The sequence below is a fragment of the Nocardioides sp. Bht2 genome, from assembly GCF_047308515.1.
In the GTDB taxonomy this organism is placed as follows: Bacteria; Actinomycetota; Actinomycetes; order Propionibacteriales; family Nocardioidaceae; genus Nocardioides.
The window spans coordinates 209,280-226,324 of sequence record NZ_JBLBWI010000003.1 but is presented as its reverse complement, the minus strand read 5'-3'; the positions used below and the strand labels follow the sequence as shown (position 1 = coordinate 226,324).

The 17,045-nt window shown below is 68.3% G+C and carries 18 protein-coding genes; 13 read left to right on the top strand and 5 right to left on the bottom strand.

Annotated elements, in window-relative coordinates:
• Position 1: 1 nt before the first annotated feature.
• The 11 genes from meaB to ACLM5J_RS07630 all read left to right on the top strand — a co-directional run bounded on the left by meaB (position 2) and on the right by ACLM5J_RS07630 (position 11,346).
• Positions 2-1,012, top strand: a complete 1,011-nt coding sequence (meaB, locus tag ACLM5J_RS07680) for a methylmalonyl Co-A mutase-associated GTPase MeaB (RefSeq protein WP_413655594.1) — start codon at positions 2-4, stop codon at positions 1,010-1,012.
• 85 nt (positions 1,013-1,097) lie between these two features.
• Positions 1,098-1,637 (top strand): hypothetical protein, encoded by a 540-nt coding sequence (locus tag ACLM5J_RS07675; protein WP_413655593.1) that lies wholly within the window; start codon positions 1,098-1,100, stop codon positions 1,635-1,637.
• Complete coding sequence (locus tag ACLM5J_RS07670; RefSeq protein ID WP_413655591.1) at positions 1,625-2,068, top strand: hypothetical protein; 444 nt, start codon at positions 1,625-1,627, stop codon at positions 2,066-2,068. The genes ACLM5J_RS07675 and ACLM5J_RS07670 overlap by 13 nt, the downstream gene beginning before the upstream one ends.
• An 11-nt stretch (positions 2,069-2,079) precedes the next feature.
• Complete coding sequence (locus ACLM5J_RS07665) at positions 2,080-3,279, top strand: amidohydrolase (RefSeq protein WP_413655590.1); 1,200 nt, start codon at positions 2,080-2,082, stop codon at positions 3,277-3,279.
• 131 nt (positions 3,280-3,410) lie between these two features.
• Complete coding sequence (locus tag ACLM5J_RS07660) at positions 3,411-4,511, top strand: BMP family lipoprotein (protein WP_413655588.1); 1,101 nt, start codon at positions 3,411-3,413, stop codon at positions 4,509-4,511.
• Positions 4,512-4,695: 184 nt separating this feature from the next.
• Complete coding sequence (locus ACLM5J_RS07655; RefSeq protein WP_413655586.1) at positions 4,696-6,168, top strand: ABC transporter ATP-binding protein; 1,473 nt, start codon at positions 4,696-4,698, stop codon at positions 6,166-6,168.
• Positions 6,169-6,179: 11 nt separating this feature from the next.
• Positions 6,180-7,277: an ABC transporter permease gene (locus ACLM5J_RS07650; RefSeq protein WP_413655584.1), complete on the top strand. Its 1,098-nt coding sequence runs from the start codon at positions 6,180-6,182 to the stop codon at positions 7,275-7,277.
• Entirely contained in the window at positions 7,274-8,539 is a 1,266-nt protein-coding gene (locus ACLM5J_RS07645; RefSeq protein WP_413655583.1) for an ABC transporter permease, read from the top strand. The genes ACLM5J_RS07650 and ACLM5J_RS07645 overlap by 4 nt, the downstream gene beginning before the upstream one ends.
• Positions 8,536-8,943: a cytidine deaminase gene (locus tag ACLM5J_RS07640; RefSeq protein WP_413655582.1), complete on the top strand. Its 408-nt coding sequence runs from the start codon at positions 8,536-8,538 to the stop codon at positions 8,941-8,943. Before ACLM5J_RS07645 ends, ACLM5J_RS07640 begins: the two co-directional genes overlap by 4 nt.
• Positions 8,906-10,060, top strand: a complete 1,155-nt coding sequence (locus ACLM5J_RS07635) for a cytochrome P450 (RefSeq protein WP_413655580.1) — start codon at positions 8,906-8,908, stop codon at positions 10,058-10,060. The genes ACLM5J_RS07640 and ACLM5J_RS07635 overlap by 38 nt, the downstream gene beginning before the upstream one ends.
• A complete protein-coding gene (locus ACLM5J_RS07630; protein ID WP_413655578.1) occupies positions 10,060-11,346 on the top strand; it encodes a thymidine phosphorylase in 1,287 nt (428 codons plus the stop codon). Before ACLM5J_RS07635 ends, ACLM5J_RS07630 begins: the two co-directional genes overlap by 1 nt.
• Positions 11,347-11,351: 5 nt before the next feature.
• On the opposite strand, the gene ACLM5J_RS07625 is transcribed toward ACLM5J_RS07630, so the two are convergent.
• Positions 11,352-11,804 carry a MaoC family dehydratase gene (locus tag ACLM5J_RS07625; protein WP_413655576.1) on the bottom strand — a complete coding sequence of 151 codons (453 nt, stop codon included), beginning with the start codon at positions 11,802-11,804 and terminating at the stop codon, positions 11,352-11,354.
• Between the two features lie 124 nt (positions 11,805-11,928).
• On the opposite strand from ACLM5J_RS07625, the gene ACLM5J_RS07620 reads away from it, so the two are divergent.
• Together ACLM5J_RS07620 and ACLM5J_RS07615 are read left to right on the top strand one after the other, a co-directional pair.
• Positions 11,929-12,990 (top strand): adenosine deaminase, encoded by a 1,062-nt coding sequence (locus ACLM5J_RS07620; protein ID WP_413655575.1) that lies wholly within the window; start codon positions 11,929-11,931, stop codon positions 12,988-12,990.
• Between the two features lie 138 nt (positions 12,991-13,128).
• Positions 13,129-13,563, top strand: coding sequence for a universal stress protein (locus ACLM5J_RS07615; RefSeq protein ID WP_413655574.1), 435 nt, complete (start codon positions 13,129-13,131; stop codon positions 13,561-13,563).
• Between the two features lie 9 nt (positions 13,564-13,572).
• On the opposite strand, the gene ACLM5J_RS07610 is transcribed toward ACLM5J_RS07615, so the two are convergent.
• The 4 genes from ACLM5J_RS07610 to ACLM5J_RS07595 are packed head-to-tail and all read right to left on the bottom strand — an operon-like array spanning position 13,573 to position 17,037.
• Complete coding sequence (locus tag ACLM5J_RS07610) at positions 13,573-14,127, bottom strand: hypothetical protein (protein WP_413655572.1); 555 nt, start codon at positions 14,125-14,127, stop codon at positions 13,573-13,575.
• Positions 14,124-14,726 (bottom strand): ATP-binding protein, encoded by a 603-nt coding sequence (locus tag ACLM5J_RS07605; RefSeq protein ID WP_413655570.1) that lies wholly within the window; start codon positions 14,724-14,726, stop codon positions 14,124-14,126. The genes ACLM5J_RS07610 and ACLM5J_RS07605 overlap by 4 nt, the downstream gene beginning before the upstream one ends.
• Positions 14,726-15,598 (bottom strand): aldehyde dehydrogenase family protein, encoded by an 873-nt coding sequence (locus ACLM5J_RS07600; RefSeq protein ID WP_413655568.1) that lies wholly within the window; start codon positions 15,596-15,598, stop codon positions 14,726-14,728. Before ACLM5J_RS07600 ends, ACLM5J_RS07605 begins: the two co-directional genes overlap by 1 nt.
• Positions 15,598-17,037 (bottom strand): aldehyde dehydrogenase family protein, encoded by a 1,440-nt coding sequence (locus tag ACLM5J_RS07595; RefSeq protein WP_413655567.1) that lies wholly within the window; start codon positions 17,035-17,037, stop codon positions 15,598-15,600. The genes ACLM5J_RS07600 and ACLM5J_RS07595 overlap by 1 nt, the downstream gene beginning before the upstream one ends.
• Positions 17,038-17,045: the final 8 nt, after the last annotated feature.

Here is a 17,045-nt window from a genome sequence, read left to right as displayed (position 1 = left end):
GATGGCGCGTGACGTCGATGTCGCGGCGCTTGTCTCGGGTATCCGAGACGGGCGCCGCGCCGCGGTTTCTCAGGCAATCACTCTCGTCGAGAGCTCCGCGCTGCGGCACCGGGTGGCAGCGCGCGAGCTGCTCGCCACCCTCGCCGAGCAGCCACCCGCGACCCCTGCGGTCCGGGTCGGCATCTCCGGGGTCCCGGGCGTCGGGAAGTCCACCTTCATCGAGGCGTTGGGGATCTACCTGACGGCCGCCGGCCACAAGGTCGGGGTGCTCGCCGTCGACCCGTCGTCGGTGCGGACCGGTGGCTCGGTGCTGGGTGACAAGACCCGGATGGCGCAGCTCTCCGCCGACCCGAACGCGTTCATCCGGCCGTCGCCGTCGGCAGGAACGCTGGGGGGCGTCGCGGCCGCGACCTCGCAGGCGATCAGCGTGCTGGAGGGCGCCGGCTACGACGTGGTGCTGGTGGAGACGGTGGGCGTCGGTCAGTCCGAGATCACGGTGGCCGGCATGGTCGACACCTTCCTCTTTCTCACCTTGGCGCGGACCGGGGATCAGTTGCAGGGGATCAAGAAGGGGATCTTGGAGATCGCCGACGTGATCGCCGTCAACAAGGCGGACTCCGAGTCCGGCGCCGGCGTCGACCGTGCCGTCGAGGCGCGGGCCGCGGCACGTGAACTGGCTGGTGCGATGCGGATGGTGCGCGGTCCGAAGGAGTGGGCGCCGCCGGTGATCACCTGTTCCGGCCTGACCGGGGTCGGCGTCGACGACGTCTGGGCCCGGATCACCGCGCACCGCGAGCACCTCGGCGAGCAAGGCCTGCTGGCCAAGCGCGCTCAGCAGCAGTTGGACTTCACCTGGTCGTTGGTCCGCGACGAACTGCTCGACCGGCTGCGCCGCTCGGAGTCGGTCGCCGCCGTCCGCGAGGAGATGAGTGCCCAGGTGCTGAGCGGCAAGCTCAGTGCTCCGGCGGCCGCCGACCTGATCCTGGCTGCGTACGACGAGTCCACCGACTGACCTCGATTCCCGGGTTCGCGGGCGCCCGCACGTGCCCTCCGGAAACGCCCAACAGGTGCGGTTGAGCGGTGTTAATGTCGCGGCCATGAAGCGAACAACCACTGGATTTGCAGCCCTATTCTCGGTACTGGCCACATCTTTGGTGGTGCTCTTCGCACCCCCGATGGCGAGCGCCGCACCCAACAAGATCGACTGTGGACAGACCCGGAGTAGCTCCTGGTGCAGCTACGTCACGCAGAACATCGAGGACTCGAAGACCATCGGCTACCGAGACAGCATCAGCAACGGTCGTCGGTATGCGATCTCGGGGCACTGCGAGGCGAGCACGCAGAAGACGTCGTCCTACTCGATCGGGTCGACGCTCGGGACCGAGATCAAGGCCGGCATCTTCGGCGGGGTCAAGGCCGAGATCAACTCCAACATCGAGAAGAGCATGACCTCCGGCTACGTCACCTCGGCGACCTTCAAGATCCCGGCCAACTCCACGGTCTACTGCGATCGGGGCATCGTGAACGAGCGCCTCAAGGGCTACACCAAGCTGCACGCCTGCGGCGGCGGTTGCAGCACCACCACGAAGAACTGGACCTTCCAGGCGCCGGCCCGCCTGCGGTGGTGGATCTACTGATCGCAGCGCGGCGCGCAGGCGTCGTCGTCGCGGTGCTTCTCGCGCTGGGCGGTTGTGGTGAGGTGTCCACCACCTCAAGCGCCGACCGCCCAGCGTTGGAGCCGGTGACACCGACCCCGTTGCGTCCCGATGAGTCTCCGATCGGCGAGGCCAGCGGCACCGGAACCAGTCCGGCCGCGATCACCGGGCGATCGCTCGACCTCGTGATCGTCTACGGCACCTGTGTCAGCGAGACGGAGGCGGAGCTCGCCCTTCGGACCACCCTCCCGCGCAGCGAGCCGCTCCCGGTTCCCTGCGACGGGATCGTCACCAGGACTCAGATCTTCACCGTCCCGGGCAAGCAGTTCCAGATCGATGTCGACGCTCCGGCCGGGGTGCGCTGGAACCTTGTCGTGACCGGACGCGACGAAGCGGCGGAGGCGCCAGATTAGAGTGGGCGGCGATGTCATCCTCAACGCCTAGCGCAGCGCTCGACCTGTTGCGCGCCACGATCCTGGACGCCGAGCCGGAGCTGTTGGAGTTCCGTCGCGACCTGCACGCGCACCCCGAGCTCTCCTGGCAGGAGGCCCGCACCACCGAGCGGGTCGCCGCTCGGTTGGAGAAGGCTGGGTTGCGGGTGCGCCGGTTGCCGCGCAGCGGCTTGATCGCCGAGGTGGGGGAGAGCGGTCCACTGGTCGCTCTGCGTGGCGACCTCGACGCGCTCCCGGTCGACGATCTGACCACCGACGCGTGGGCCAGCACGGTGCCGGGCGTCGCGCACGCCTGCGGGCACGACGTGCACACCACCGCGTTGATGGGCGCCGGCTACGCACTGGCTGCGCTGCACGAGGCGGGGAGGTTGCCGGGCCGCGTCCGGTTGCTCTTCCAGCCCGCCGAAGAGGTGATGCCGGGCGGTGCGCTCGATCTGATCGGTGTCGGCGCGCTGGACGACGTGGAGCGGATCTTCTGTCTGCACTGCGATCCGAGTCTCGACGTCGGCGAGGTGGGGCTGCGGGAAGGCCCGTTGACCGGTGCTGCCGACGCCCTGGGCGTGCAACTGCGCGGCAAGGGCGGTCACACCTCGCGGCCACACCTGACCGAGGACCTCACCTTCGCGCTGGGCAAGGTGATCACCGAACTGCCGGCGATCCTGTCCCGGCGTCTCGACCCGCGGGCCGGCGTCAGCGTGGTCTGGGGGATGGTCCAGGCCGGCTCCACCCACAACGTGATCCCCGCTCGGGGCAGCGTCGCCGGCACCGTACGGATGCTGGACGCCGTCGCCTGGGCCGACGCCGAGACTCTGGTCCGGGAGTTGGTCGCTCAGATCGTCGAGCCCTATGGCGTCGTCGCCGAGGTCGGCTACCAGCGCGGTGTGCCGCCGGTGGTCAACGACCACGTCTCGACGGGACTGTTGACCGGCTCCGTGCAGGCCGCTCTCGGCCCGACCGGACCCGTGCCGACCCAGCAGAGCCTGGGTGGGGAGGACTTCGGCTGGTACCTCGCCCGGGTTCCCGGCGCGATGGGTCGCCTCGGCACGCGGACCCCGGGCGGGCCCACCTACGACCTGCACCAGGGTGACCTCCGCGTCGACGAACGCAGCGTGGCGATCGGGGCCCGGGTCCTGGCCGGAGCGGCGCTGCACTCGCTGCAAGCGGTTGGCTGAGCAGGGATTTCCCGACTGATCCGTGGTTTTGATATGAAACTGCAACAGGTTGGCAACAGTCGTAGATGATTTGTTGTCATATGGTGCTCGGGGACCAGTTCCGGTTCTGAAAATCCCAAGAGGAGGCCGTCTTGCGTCGCTTGACCAAGATTGTTGCCGTCGCCGCCTGCGCTTCCGTTGTGCTGGTCGGCTGCGGAAAGAACGACGACAATTCCAATGACTCGAAGGGCAGCGGCAGCGACAACTCCGCCTCGGCGGGCACCGAAGACGTCTGCAAGACGGCTGATGGCGATGGCCCCAAGGTGGCCCTCGCCTACGACGTCGGTGGCCGTGGCGACCAGTCCTTCAACGACGCCGCCTACGCCGGTGTCGCCAAGGCTGTCGGCGAGTTCGACATCACCTGCTTCGAGGGCGAAGCGGCAACGGGCGAGGCCGAGTCGGTCCGCGAGGAGCGTCTGCGCGGCATGGCCGAGCAGGGCTACAGCCCGATCATCGGTGTGGGCTTCGCCTACTCGGAGTCGGTCAACGCCGTTGCGCCTGACTACCCCGAGACCGCGTTCGCCGTGGTCGACGGTTTCGACCCCGACGACAAGGTCAACGACAACGTCGCCTACCTCGGCTTCGCCGAGAACGAGGGCTCGTTCCTGGTCGGTGCCGCTGCGGCGATGAAGACCAAGAAGGACCACATCGGTTTCGTCGGTGGCGTCCACAACGACCTGATCAAGAAGTTCGAGGCCGGCTACGTGGCTGGTGCCAAGGCCGTGAACCCGAAGATCAAGATCGACGTGACCTACATCGAGGAGTCCGACGTCAAGGGCTTCGCCGACCCGGCCGGCGGTAAGGCTGCCGCGACCGCGATGTACGACAAGGGCGCGGACATCGTCTTCCACGCTGCCGGTGGCTCCGGTACCGGTGTCTTCGAGGCCGCGACCGCTGCCGGTGCCGGTAACTGGGCGATCGGTGTCGACTCGGACCAGTACCTGACGGCTCCGGCTGCTCAGCAGAAGCAGATCCTCACCTCGATGCTCAAGCGCGTCGACGTGGCCACGCTCGACATGATCCGCTCGGTCGCTGACGGCAAGCCGCTGGTCAGCTACCAGACCTACGACCTCAAGGTCGACGGCGTCGGTTACTCCACCTCCGGTGGCTTCATCGACGACATCACCGGCGACCTCGACGGATGGGCTCAGAAGATCAAGGGCGGCGAGATCACCGTCCCGACCGCTCCCTGATCCCAGGGCAGAACGGTTGAACCCGGGCCTGTGGCTGCCGCTGAGGTAGCCACAGGCCCGCACCCGTCCCGGCGGTACTGCCGGGCACCGTGCGTTTCTAGGAGGAGGGCCCTTGAGCAGCATGGCCGCAACCCCGGCGGGAGAGACGACCTCGAGTCGTCCCCTGGCGATCAAGGTGCGTGGCGTGACCAAACGCTTCCCCGGCGTGGTCGCCAATCACGACGTCGATCTCGATATCGCCGAGGGCACGGTGCATGCGCTCATCGGTGAGAACGGTGCCGGCAAGTCAACGCTGATGAAGATCCTCTACGGGGTCCAGAAGGCTGACGAGGGCACGATCGAGGTCAATGGGCAGGAGGTCTCCTTCTCCTCACCGACCGAGGCGATCAAGGCCGGGATCGGCATGGTCTTCCAGCACTTCATGCTCGCCGACAACCTCACCGTGCTGGAGAACGTGGTTCTCGGTGCCGAGAAGTTGCATGGCATCGGTAGCGCGGCGCGGGCCGAGATCCAGCGGATCTCGGATGCCTATGGCTTCGCTCTGGACCCTGACGAGTTGGTCGAGCGACTCGGTGTCGGCCAGCGGCAACGGGTCGAGATCCTCAAGGTGCTCTACCGCGGCGCCAAGATCGTGATCCTCGACGAACCGACCGCCGTCCTGGTGCCCCAGGAGGTCGACGCGCTCTTCGCCAACCTGCGGGAGCTGCGGGCCTCCGGCCACACCATGCTCTTCATCTCGCACAAGCTCGACGAGGTGCGGGCGATCGCCGACGACATCACCGTGCTGCGTCGCGGCACCACTGTCGGCACCGCCGACCCCAAGACGGCGACGAAGCGTGAGCTCGCCGAGCTGATGGTCGGCGCCCAGCTGCCGTCGCCGGAGACCGAAGAGTCCACCGTGACCACCGACGTCCAGCTGCAGATGGTCGACGTCAACCTCGTCGACGAGTTCGGCAGGCGCCTGCTCTCCGAGATCAACCTGACCATCCACCGCGGTGAGGTGGTGGGCCTCGCGGGCGTCGAGGGCAACGGTCAGGACGAGCTGTTGGAGACCCTGATCGGCATCCGCCGGGGGAGCGGCTCGATCACCGTCGGCTCGCGGGAGGTCTCCGGCCTCAGCACGCGCCGCCGTCGGGAGGCCGGGATCGGCTTCATCCCCGCCGACCGTCACCGGCACGGCCTGCTGCTGGACGCTCCACTGTGGGAGAACCGGATCCTCGGCCACCAGACGTCGTCACCGAGCGTCACCGGCCCGATGATCAACCGCCGCGGCGCGAAGGCCGACACCCAGCGGATCGTGGACCTCTACGACGTGCGGACGCCGTCGATCAACACGCCGGCCAAGGCGCTCTCCGGCGGTAATCAGCAGAAGCTGATCATCGGCCGGGAGATGTCCGGCGACCCGGTCCTGCTGATCGCCGCGCACCCGACCCGTGGTGTCGACGTCGGCGCTCAGGCAGCGATCTGGGGCCACATCAAGCGGGCCCGTCGCGAAGGTCTCGCGGTGCTCCTGGTCTCCGCCGACCTCGACGAACTGATCGGACTCTCCGACCGGATCAAGGTGATCCTGCGCGGCGAGATCGTCGGCGACTTCGACCCGCGCAACGTCACTCCGCAGGACCTCGGTCAAGCGATGACCGGTGGAAAGGGCGACTGAACATGCCTTTTGTGAAACGACTCCTGGCCGGGCTCCTCGCGCCGGTGATGGCGTTGGTGGCCGCGGTCCTGATCACCTCGGTGGTGATCTCGGTCTCGGGAACCTCGCCGGTGGACTTCTGGCAGGCGATGCTGGAGAAGCCCTCCAACCGCAGCCTGGTGAACATCGTCAACCAGTCCTCGATGATCTTCATGTCGGCGGTCGCAGCTGCGATCGGCTTCCGGATGAACCTGTTCAACATCGGTGTCGAGGGCCAGTACCGCGTGGCCTCCTACGTCGCCGCCGTCTTCGCCGGGGCGGCTTTCGTCAGCGGCTGGTTGAACGTCGTGCTCTCGCTGCTGCTGGCGATGCTCGCCGGCGCGGCCTGGGCGGCGCTGCCGGCCATCCTGCGGGTCACCCGTGGGGTGAGCGAGGTGATCTCGACGATCATGCTCAACTCGATCGCCGTCTTCGGAGTCGGTTGGCTGCTCTCCAACTACGGCGAGAAGGCAGGCGACGGGCGCCGGACCACCCCGATCTCCGAGGACTCCCTGCTGGCCGGCTGGCAGCCGTTCGAGCGGACCGACGGCAAGATCTGGAGCTTGACGGTGCTGGCCCTGCTGGTAGGTGTCACCTACTGGTTCGTGGTCAACCGGACCCGCTTCGGCTTCGACCTGCGGGCGACCGGCCAGAGCGAGACCGCGGCCGTCGCCTCCGGGATCAGCGTGAAGAAGATGATCGTCGTCTCGATGATGCTCTCGGGTGCGACGGCCGGCCTGATCTGGCTGCCGAGTCTCTTCGCCGAGACCGCCTCGGGACACTACTTCTCCAGCAGCACCTTCCAGGTGCAGTTGGGCTTCACCGGCATCGCGGTCGCCCTGTTGGGCCGCAACAAGGCGGTCGGCATGGTCTTCGGTGCCCTGCTCTTCGCCTTCCTCAGCGTGCAGGCCTCCGCGTTGGAGTTCGCCGGCCTGGACGTCTCCAAGAACGTGGTCATGGTGATCCAGGGTGTGGTCGTGCTGACGATCGTCATCTCCTACGAGGTGGTCGGCAGATGGCGCGCCGCCGCTGAACAACGCGCGGTCACCGCAGCACTTCAGAGCCCCAGCAAGCAGGAGGTCACCGCATGAGTGTCGCGACGACCGCTCAGGCCCCGGCGGCCCCGGTCCGTAAGAAGCGCCGTTCCCCAGCAGTCTGGTTGCTGATCGTGGCAGCGGTGATCGCCGTGATCTCGCTGGTCCGGATCGTCACCGGGACCCACGAACTCGACTCACCCGGCTCGCTGACCGCGGCTATCACCGCGACCTGCCCGATCCTGCTCGCCGCACTCGGCGGTCTGTGGGCCGAACGGGCCGGCGTGGTCAACATCGGTCTGGAAGGCCAGATGATCCTCGGTACCTGGGGTGCTGCGTACTTCACCTACTGGTACGACCCGTACACCGGGATCATCGGTGCGATCGCGCTCGGCGCAGTGGGTGGCCTGATCCATGCGATCGCCACCGTCAGCTTCGGCGTCAACCACATCGTCTCCGGTGTCGCGATCAACCTGATCGGACTCGGCCTGGCCAGCTTCCTGGCCGAGGCGTTCTTCGCCGACCTGAACTCCGAGCACGGGCGCGGCGGGCCGCGTCAGCTGACCGGTCTGGCCAAACCCGACACGATCACCATCCCCGGGTTCTCCGAGTGGATGGCGGACCTCGCCGCCAAGCACTGGTTCTTCATCTCCGACGTCGCCTCGTTGCTCGCGGCGCTGTCGACGAACCTCTCGGTGGTCACCATCCTGGTCTTCGTGTTGCTGATCGCGACGACCTGGATCCTGTGGCACACCTCGTTCGGTCTGCGGCTGCGCTCGTGTGGTGAGAACCCGCACGCTGCCGAGAGCCTGGGCATCAACGTCTACCGTTACAAGTACGCCGCCGTGATCGTCTCGGGTGCCTTCGCCGGTCTCGGCGGTGGCTTCCTGGCTCTCGTCTCCAGCTCCGGCTACAGCGAGGGCCAGACGAACGGACGCGGTTACATCGGCCTCGCGGCGATGATCTTCGGCAACTGGCGCCCCGGCGGCATCCTGCTGGGCTCGGGCATGTTCGGTTACACCGACAGCCTGCGCCTGCGGGACGCGACGACGGTGCACGCGTTGCTGCTCCTGGTCGCGATCGCGCTCGCGGTCTATGCCGTGGTGCAGTGGCGACAGGGCGCCCGGACCACCGCCGCAGTGGTGGCCGGTGGCGCGGCGTTCTTCCTGCTCTGGTTCGCGCTGACCGATGAGGTCCCGCGTGACTTCACCTCGATGACGCCCTACGTGCTGACCCTGCTCGTGCTGGCCTTCGCCTCGCAACGTCTACGGATGCCCAAGGCCGACGGGTTGATCTATCGCAAGGGGTCCGTGGGATGAGTGCTGAGCCGACGGTCGACTGGGCTGCGTTGCAGGCCCGGGCGACCGAGGCGATGCGCCATGCCTACGCCCCCTATTCGAACTACCCGGTGGGCGCTGCGGCGCTGGTCGACGACGGTCGCGTGGTGACCGGATGTAACGTCGAGAACGCCGGCTACGGCGTCGCCCTGTGCGCCGAGTGCGGCGTGGTTTCGCAGCTTCACATCACCGGTGGCGGCCGGCTCACCCACTTCGTCTGCGTCGATGGCGCAGGCGAGGTGCTGATGCCGTGCGGTCGCTGCCGACAGCTTCTGTACGAGAACGGCGGACCGGACCTGCTGCTGCTTACGGTCTCGGGAATCCGCACGATGAAGGAGGTCCTCCCCGATGCGTTCGGTCCCCACAACCTCGATCGATCTCTCTGACCCGGGATTCGTCGCCGACCCCTACCCGGTCTTCGCGCGCGAGCGTGCGTTGCACCCGGTCGCCTGGCACGAGGAGAGCCAACGCTGGTTGGTCTTCGGTCATGCCGAGGTGAGCGCGGCGCAGCGTGATCGGCGACTGGGCCGGATCTGGACCGACCACGAGCCGGCCGACTACCTCGAGCCGTTCAACCTGCTGCACCGTAACCAGATGATGGAGAACGAGCCGCCGGTCCACACCCGGCTCCGCCGTCCGGTGGCCAAGGCGTTCAGCCGCGGTCACGTGGAGCGGCTCCGTCCCCGTGTCCAGGAGCTCGCCAACGAGCTGTTGGACCGGGCCGGGGAGAAGTTCGACGTCGTCGGAGACTTCGCGGAACCGCTGCCGGTGCTGGTGATCTCCGAACTGCTCGGGGTCCCGGCCAGCCATGCCGACGACCTGCGTGACTGGTCGCAGGCGATCGTGAAGATGTACGAACCCGACCGCACCCCCGAGCGCGTCGACGCCGCGGTCCGGGCCGCTACCGACTTCGCCGACCTGGTGCGCGACTTCATCCGGGCCCGTCGGGCGAAGCCGGCCGACGACCTGATCAGCGACCTGGTCGCCACCGAGCTCAGCGAGGACGAGATGGTGGCCGCAGCGGTGCTGCTGCTCAACGCCGGCCACGAGGCCAGCGTCAACGTCTTCGGCAACGGGCTGGTCTCGATGTTCCGGGCCGGTGCGCGCCCGGGCGCCGACAAGGCGGCGTGTGTCGAGGAGATGCTCCGGTTCGACTCGGCTCTGCAGCTCTTCGAACGGACGGCCACCGAGCCGGTCACCGTCGGTGACATCGAGGTCGCCGAGGGCGAGAAGATCGCCGTCCTGCTCGGCTCCGCCAACCGGGACGCCGCAGCGTTCGAGGCTCCTGACGAGTTCCGCCCGGACCGCGCCGAGAACCCGCACGTCGCGTTCGGCGTCGGCGTCCACTTCTGCCTGGGCGCGCCGTTGGCGCGGATGGAGCTGACCGAGTCGTTGACCACCCTCTTCGAGCGGCACCCGGAGTTGGTGCTCGACGGCGAGCCCACCAGCCGCGGGACCTTCGTCCTGCGCGGCTACCACTCGGTGCCGGTCAGGAGCGCATGATGAGCCAGCACGACGCGATCGAAGTGATCACCGCCAAGCGGGACGGAGGCGTGCTCACCGATTCGCAGATCGACTGGGTGATCGACGCCTACACCCGCGGTGAGGTCGCCGACGAACAGATGTCGGCGTTGGCGATGGCGATCCTGCTCAACGGCATGGAGCGGCCGGAGATCGCACGGTGGACCGCCGCGATGATCGCCTCCGGCGAACGGATGGAGTTCTCCGCCCTGTCGCGCCCGACCGCCGACAAGCATTCGACCGGCGGTGTCGGCGACAAGATCACGCTGCCGTTGGCGCCTCTGGTCGCGGCCTGCGGTGTCGCGGTGCCGCAACTGTCTGGCCGCGGCCTCGGCCACACCGGAGGCACGCTGGACAAGCTGGAAGCGATCCCGGGCTGGCGCGCGGCGCTCAGCAACGAGGAGATGTTCGCGCAGCTCGAGTCGCTCGGTGCCGTGATCTGCGCGGCCGGCTCCGGTCTCGCGCCCGCCGACAAGAAGCTCTATGCGCTGCGTGACGTCACCGGCACCGTCGAGGCGATCCCACTGATCGCCTCGTCGATCATGAGCAAGAAGATCGCCGAGGGCACCGGTGCGCTGGTGCTCGACGTCAAGGTCGGCACCGGCGCCTTCATGAAGAGCCTGCCGAAGGCCCGCGAGCTGGCCGAGACCATGGTGGCGCTCGGTGTCGACGCCGGGGTCCGCACCGTTGCGCTGCTCACCGACATGTCCACCCCGCTCGGCTACACCGCCGGCAACGCGATCGAGGTCGCCGAGTCGGTCGAGGTACTGGCCGGTGGCGGCCCCGCCGACGTTGTGGAGCTGACCGTGGCACTGGCCCGGGAGATGCTGGCCGGCGCAGGTCGCGACGACGTCGACCCGGCGGAGGTGCTCGCCTCCGGCAAGGCGATGGACGTCTGGAAGGCGATGATCCGGGCTCAGGACGGCGACCCGGACGCGGCTCTGCCGACCGCGCGTGAATCCCACGTGGTGACGGCGCCGTGCAGCGGTGTCCTGACTCGGCTGGACGCGATGGACGTCGGGCTCGCGGCCTGGCGTCTCGGCGCCGGCCGGGCTCGCCAGGGTGAGCCCGTGCAGGCTGGAGCCGGTGTCATCTGGCATGCCCGTCCCGGTGACTCCGTGACCGCAGGTCAGCCCCTCTTCACCCTGCTCACCGACACCCCCGAGCGGTTCGAGCGCGCGCTCGCCTCGCTCGAGGGTGGCTACGACATCGCAGCCGAGGGCACCGGGTTCACGCCGTCCCCGTTGATCATCGACCGGATCGGCTGAGCGGCTCAGGGCAGGAGAAGTACCACCGACTCCGCGACACAGGCGGGCTTCTCCTGGCCGTCGATCTCCACCACGTGCTGGAAGGTCAACTGCTGGCCGGTGGGGAGTTCGGCGACCTCGCCCATGCTGACCGTCAGCCGGATCTTCGCGCCGACCAGGACCGGGGCGGGGAACCGGACCTTGTTGAGGCCGTAGTTGAGCTTGGCGCCCGGGGTGCGCAGGGTGAAGATCTGCGAGCCCAGCCACGGGATCAGCGCCAGGGTCAGATAGCCGTGGGCGATGGTGCCTCCGAACGGACCGGTCTTGGCGCGCTCCACATCGACGTGGATCCACTGGTGGTCGCCGGTGGCGTCGGCGAACTGGTCGACGCGGCGCTGGTCGATCGTGATCCAGTCCGAACTGCCCAACTCGGTGTTGGCTGCGGCGACGACTTCCTCGACGGTGGTGAAGACCTTCATGGGTGTCCTCCTTGACTGCCTTGCGGCTCAGGCGATCACCCCGCCCCGCCGCGTGGATTCACTGGAGACGAACCTACTCACGCAGAGGTGGTGTTGACTACCACCCATCGTCGATGATGGGGCCATGACGCTCGGAATCGACGTGGTGCGGGCTGCACCCAAGGTCCTGTTGCACGACCACCTGGACGGTGGACTCCGTCCTGAGACGGTCGCTGAACTCGCTGCCGAGATCGGCCATCCGCTGCCGGTCAGTGACCCCGGCAAGCTCGGCGTCTGGTTCGCCGAGGCGGCGGACTCCGGCTCCCTGGAGCGATACCTGGAGACCTTCCAACATACGGTTGCGGTGATGCAGACGCCGGAGGCGTTGACCCGGGTCGCCCGCGAGTGCGTCGAAGATCTGGCCGCGGACGGCGTCGTCTACGCCGAGGTGCGTTACGCGCCGGAACAGCACGTGTCACAAGGGCTCAGCCTCGATGACGTGGTCGGTGCCGTCCAGCGTGGCTTCGATGAAGGTGCCGCGGCGTCGGGACGGATCGTGGTGCGCCAGCTGTTGACCGCCATGCGCCATCAAGCGCGTTCGCGGGAGATCGCCGAGCTCGCCGTCGCCTGGCGTGACCGTGGCGTGGCGGGGTTCGACATCGCCGGTGCCGAAGCCGGGAACCCGCCGACCCGGCACCTGGACGCGTTCGAGTACCTGCAGCGGGAGAACGCGCACTTCACCATCCACGCCGGCGAGGCGTTCGGGTTGCCGTCGATCTGGCAGGCGTTGCAGTGGTGCGGCGCCGACCGGCTCGGGCACGGCGTCCGGATCGTCGACGACATCACCGTCCACCCGGACGGTTCCGTCGAGCTGGGCCGGCTGGCGGCCTACGTCCGGGACAAGCGCATCCCGTTGGAGCTGTGCCCGGCCTCCAACGTGCAGACCGGGGCCGCGAGCTCGATCGCGGAGCACCCGATCGGCCTGTTGACCCGGCTGGGGTTCCGGGTCACCGTCAACACCGACAACCGGCTGATGAGCAACACGTCGATGAGTTCGGAGATGGTTGCGCTGTGCGAGGCGTTCGACTACGGGCTGCCCGAATTGCGCTGGTTCACGATCAACGCGATGAAGTCGGCCTTCCTCCCGTTCGACCAGCGGCTCGCGTTGATCAACGACGTGATCAAGCCCGGATATGACAAGTTCTGACCTTTTCTCCCGATTGCGACCAGGCTCACCCGTGCCACGCATCCCTGTGGAGCGGGTTCATCGCTAGGCTGCGATCCAGATGAAGTTCATTGCCGTCAGGTCAGTTGGGGCCAGGGCGGAAATCGACAGGAGTGGAACATGACCAAGCTCATCGTGACTGGTGTCGACGACAGCGAGACCGCCGCTGCTGCAGCAGCCAAGGCTGCCGAGATCGCCGCTGCCTTCGGCGGACGACTCCACATCCTCTCCGCCTACGGCGACCTCGATGCCGAGACGATCAACATCGGCACCGACGAGATCCTGGTCAGCAACGAGCAGGAGGCCGAGCAGACCGTGCACCAGGTGCTGGCCACTCTGCGCGCCGCCCACCCCGACCTGGAGATCACCTCCGCCGCCGCCGAGGGCCGCCCCGGCGACGCACTGGTCAAGGCCGCTGAGGCGCTCAACGCCGACCTCATCGTGCTGGGCAACAAGCGGGTCCAGGGCATCGCCCGCGTGCTGGGCAGCATCGCCCGCGACGTCGCTGCGCACGCGCCGTGTGACGTCTACATCGCGCACACCCACCAGCGCTGAGCCGAGGCTTCAGGTCTGGCGCTGGCTGACGTCGTCGGGGCGAACCACGAACCACCCACGACGCCAGCCCGCCAGCCCGAGCCGGTGCCAACGCCACGGGCCGCGATGGACGGTGCGGAGCCGGCCGGCGCTCGGTTCATAGACCACCAGCGCATCGTCGGCCCGGCCGACGACCAGCACCACATGGCGCGGCAGCCAACGCGAGCCCACATAGAGCGCCACCGGGCTGTCGGGACCGACGGCCCGTAACGCCTCCTCGAACCCGCCGATGCCGCGGCGTAGGGCCAGTCGGGTCCGGTAACGCCGCCCGGTGAGGTGACGCAGATACCGGGCCAGGGCCCACGGCGGTGTGCCCAGGGCCCGCGGCCACGGCACCTGCGGACGTCCGTCCGGGCCGAGCATCGACGTCAGCTGTGCGTGTAGGCCCAGAGCCGCCCGGGCGAAAGCGTCCGCGGTCTCCACCTGGGCCGCGTAGTCGGCGTCCAGGAGTCGCCGGGCGGTGACCATCGCTGCGGCACCGCAGCTACGCGCGTCCGGCTGGGGGAACAACCGGAGCCCACTCACTGCGCGATCAGGCTCTCGATCGCCCGGTAGGCCTGGTCGGGGCGCGCCGGCAGGCAGCCCTTGGCGACGGCGTCGGAGACCACCCGGCGTTGAGCCCGCATCAGTGCCACGCCACGCCGGATCAGCACCAGCGGTGGCTTGCGGTGTTCCCGCAGGTCGCGCACCAGGCGGCGCCAGAAGGTGATCAGAGCCGGTTGCCGGACGCAGTAGGCGGCGGCGAGCAGTCCACGCTCACGGCAGGCAGCGACGATCTCCTGGGCGAAGATGCCCTCGGCCACGAAATAACGCGAGCCCGCCAAGGAGAGCTCCTGCCACCCGGTCCGCCCGTCGTTGCTGATCTCGTAGACGGGGACCTTCGCGACGCCGTCGCGGCACAGCTGCTCGAGGACGCTCAGGGCGTCGTCGGGCAGCCAGGAACGCGGGTCGTCCCAGTCCACGATCCCGGCGTTCGCTCCGCTGACGAGCCGGGGGAGGGTCGGGTCGGAGCCGTCCTTGTAGAAATCGTCGAGACGGAGCACCGGGAGGCCGGTCCGCTCGGCGAGCTGGGATTTCCCGGCCCCCGACGGACCGGCCAGAACGATCACCTGCGCCTGAGCCACTACAGGCCGATCGGGTGCCAGACCGTCTTGGTCTCCAGCAGCCAGGTCATCGGCGCGGTCCCCGGGTCGAGCGCCCAGTCGGGCTCGGCGGCGGGGGCCCGGCGGACCCGCTTGAGGTTGTCGGCGGCGGCGATCTCGAGGTTCCGAGCCAGGTCGTCCTGGCCCGCGATCCCGGTCAGATCGATCGCGTTGACATCCATGTGCGACGCGAGCCAGGGGCCGATCGTCTCAGCGGAGCCGGTCAACACGTTGACCACGCCGGCGGGGACGTCCGAGGTGGCCAGTACCTCGGCGAAGGTGACCGCAGGCAGCGGGCGCTCATACGAGCTGACCACCACGACGGTGTTGCCCAGGGTGATCGCCGGTGCCACCACGCTGATCAGACCGAGCAGGCTGGAATCCTGGGGTGCCAGCACGGCGACCACTCCGGTCGGCTCGGGCGTGGAGAGGTTGAAGAACGGTCCGGCCACCGGGTTCGCGCCGCCGACCACCTGGGTGATCTTGTCGGCCCAACCGGCGTACCAGACCAATCGGTCGATGGTCTCGTCGACGACCTTGTTGGCGCGGGCGGCCGAGCCACCCTCGGAGCGGAGCACGGCGTCCACGAACTGGGGACGGCGGTCCTCCATCACCTCGGCGATCCGGTAAAGGATCTGGGCGCGGTTGTACGCGGTCCGCGCGGACCAGCCGTCGAAGGCCTTGCGGGCGGCGACGACGGCGTCGCGGCCGTCCTTGCGGGAAGCCAGGGAGGCGTTCGCCATGAACTGTCCCTTCGCGTCGTTGACTACATACGAGTACCCGGACTCCGATCGCGGGAACGCGCCCCCGATGAAGAGCTTGTAGGTCTTGCGGACGTCGATCCGGCCAGCCATCACTCGGCTCCCTTCAGGTAACCCTCGAGGCCGTGGCGGCCTCCCTCCCGGCCGTAGCCGGACTCCTTGTAGCCACCGAACGGGCTGGTCGGGTCGAACTTGTTGAATGTGTTGGCCCAGACCACTCCGGCGCGCAGCTGGTTCGCCATCCAAAGGATCCGCGAACCCTTTTCGGTCCAGACCCCGGCGGAGAGGCCGTAGGGGGTGTTGTTGGCCTTCTCGACCGCCTCGGTGGGGGTGCGGAAGGTCAGTACCGAGAGCACCGGGCCGAAGATCTCCTCGCGGGCGATCCGGTGGGCCTGGGTGACGCCGGTGAAGACGGTGGGCGGGAACCAGAAGCCCTGGCTGGGCAGCTCGCAGGCGGGCGACCAGCGGCCGCCGCCGGTCTCGGCCTCGCCGACCTCGGAGAGTTCCCGGATCCGGGCCAACTGTTCGGCGGAGTTGATCGCACCGATGTCGGTGTTCTTGTCCAGCGGGTCGCCGACCCGCAGCGTGGACATCCGAGCCTTGAGTCGGTCGAGCACCTCGTCGGCGACCGACTCCTGGACCAGCAACCGGCTGCCGGCGCAGCAGACGTGGCCCTGGTTGAAGAAGATGCCGTTGACGATGCCTTCGATGGCCTGGTCGAGCGGGGCGTCGTCGAAGACGATGTTGGCGGCCTTGCCACCGAGCTCGAGGGTGACCTTCTTGTCGGTGCCGGCCACCACGCGGGCGATCGCCTTGCCCACCTCGGTGGATCCGGTGAACGCGACCTTGTCGACGTCGTCGTGGGCGACCAGGGCCTGGCCGGTCGCACCGGCGCCGGTGACGATGTTGACGACACCCGCAGGAAGATCGGCCTGCTGGCAGATCTCGGCGAAGAGCAGGGCGGTCAGCGGCGTCGTCTCGGCCGGCTTGAGGACCACGGTGTTGCCGGCGGCCAACGCCGGCGCGACCTTCCAGGCCAGCATCAGCAGTGGGAAGTTCCACGGGATCACCTGGGCGGCGACACCGAGCGAACGGGTGCCGTAGCCGGAGTACTCCAGCTTGTCGGCCCAGCCGGCGTAGTAGAAGAAGTGCGCGGCCACGATCGGAACGTCGACGTCGCGGGCCTCGCGGATCGGCTTGCCGTTGTCGAGGGTCTCCAGGACGGCGAGTTCACGGCCCCGCTCCTGGATGATCCGGGCGATCCGGTACAGGTACTTGGCCCGCTCGCGTCCAGGCATCTTGCCCCAGACCCGGGTGTGCGTGCGCCGAGCGGCCTTGACCGCCTTGTCGACGTCGGCGGCGTCCGCCTCGGCGACCTCGGCCAGCACCTCTTCGGTGGCCGGGTTGATGGTCTTGAAACTGCTGCCCGCGCCATCGACGAACTCGCCGTTGATGAAGAGTCCGTAGCTGGGCTGCAGGTTGACGATGGCGCGCGACTCGGGCGCCGGTGCGTACTCGAACACGTTGCTCATGGCGGGCC

What these genes read in the sequence shown, in the direction of transcription:
- meaB (WP_413655594.1), top strand. Translation starts at nt 2, where the DNA reads ATGGCGCGTGACGTCGATGTCGCGGCGCTTGTCTCGGGTATCCGAGAC.
- ACLM5J_RS07675 (WP_413655593.1), top strand. Translation starts at nt 1,098, where the DNA reads ATGAAGCGAACAACCACTGGATTTGCAGCCCTATTCTCGGTACTGGCC.
- ACLM5J_RS07665 (WP_413655590.1), top strand. Translation starts at nt 2,080, where the DNA reads ATGTCATCCTCAACGCCTAGCGCAGCGCTCGACCTGTTGCGCGCCACG.
- ACLM5J_RS07645 (WP_413655583.1), top strand. Translation starts at nt 7,274, where the DNA reads ATGAGTGTCGCGACGACCGCTCAGGCCCCGGCGGCCCCGGTCCGTAAG.
- ACLM5J_RS07640 (WP_413655582.1), top strand. Translation starts at nt 8,536, where the DNA reads ATGAGTGCTGAGCCGACGGTCGACTGGGCTGCGTTGCAGGCCCGGGCG.
- ACLM5J_RS07635 (WP_413655580.1), top strand. Translation starts at nt 8,906, where the DNA reads ATGCGTTCGGTCCCCACAACCTCGATCGATCTCTCTGACCCGGGATTC.
- ACLM5J_RS07630 (WP_413655578.1), top strand. Translation starts at nt 10,060, where the DNA reads ATGAGCCAGCACGACGCGATCGAAGTGATCACCGCCAAGCGGGACGGA.
- ACLM5J_RS07625 (WP_413655576.1), bottom strand. Translation starts at nt 11,804, where the DNA reads ATGAAGGTCTTCACCACCGTCGAGGAAGTCGTCGCCGCAGCCAACACC.
- ACLM5J_RS07620 (WP_413655575.1), top strand. Translation starts at nt 11,929, where the DNA reads ATGACGCTCGGAATCGACGTGGTGCGGGCTGCACCCAAGGTCCTGTTG.
- ACLM5J_RS07615 (WP_413655574.1), top strand. Translation starts at nt 13,129, where the DNA reads ATGACCAAGCTCATCGTGACTGGTGTCGACGACAGCGAGACCGCCGCT.
- ACLM5J_RS07600 (WP_413655568.1), bottom strand. Translation starts at nt 15,598, where the DNA reads ATGGCTGGCCGGATCGACGTCCGCAAGACCTACAAGCTCTTCATCGGG.
- ACLM5J_RS07595 (WP_413655567.1), bottom strand. Translation starts at nt 17,037, where the DNA reads ATGAGCAACGTGTTCGAGTACGCACCGGCGCCCGAGTCGCGCGCCATC.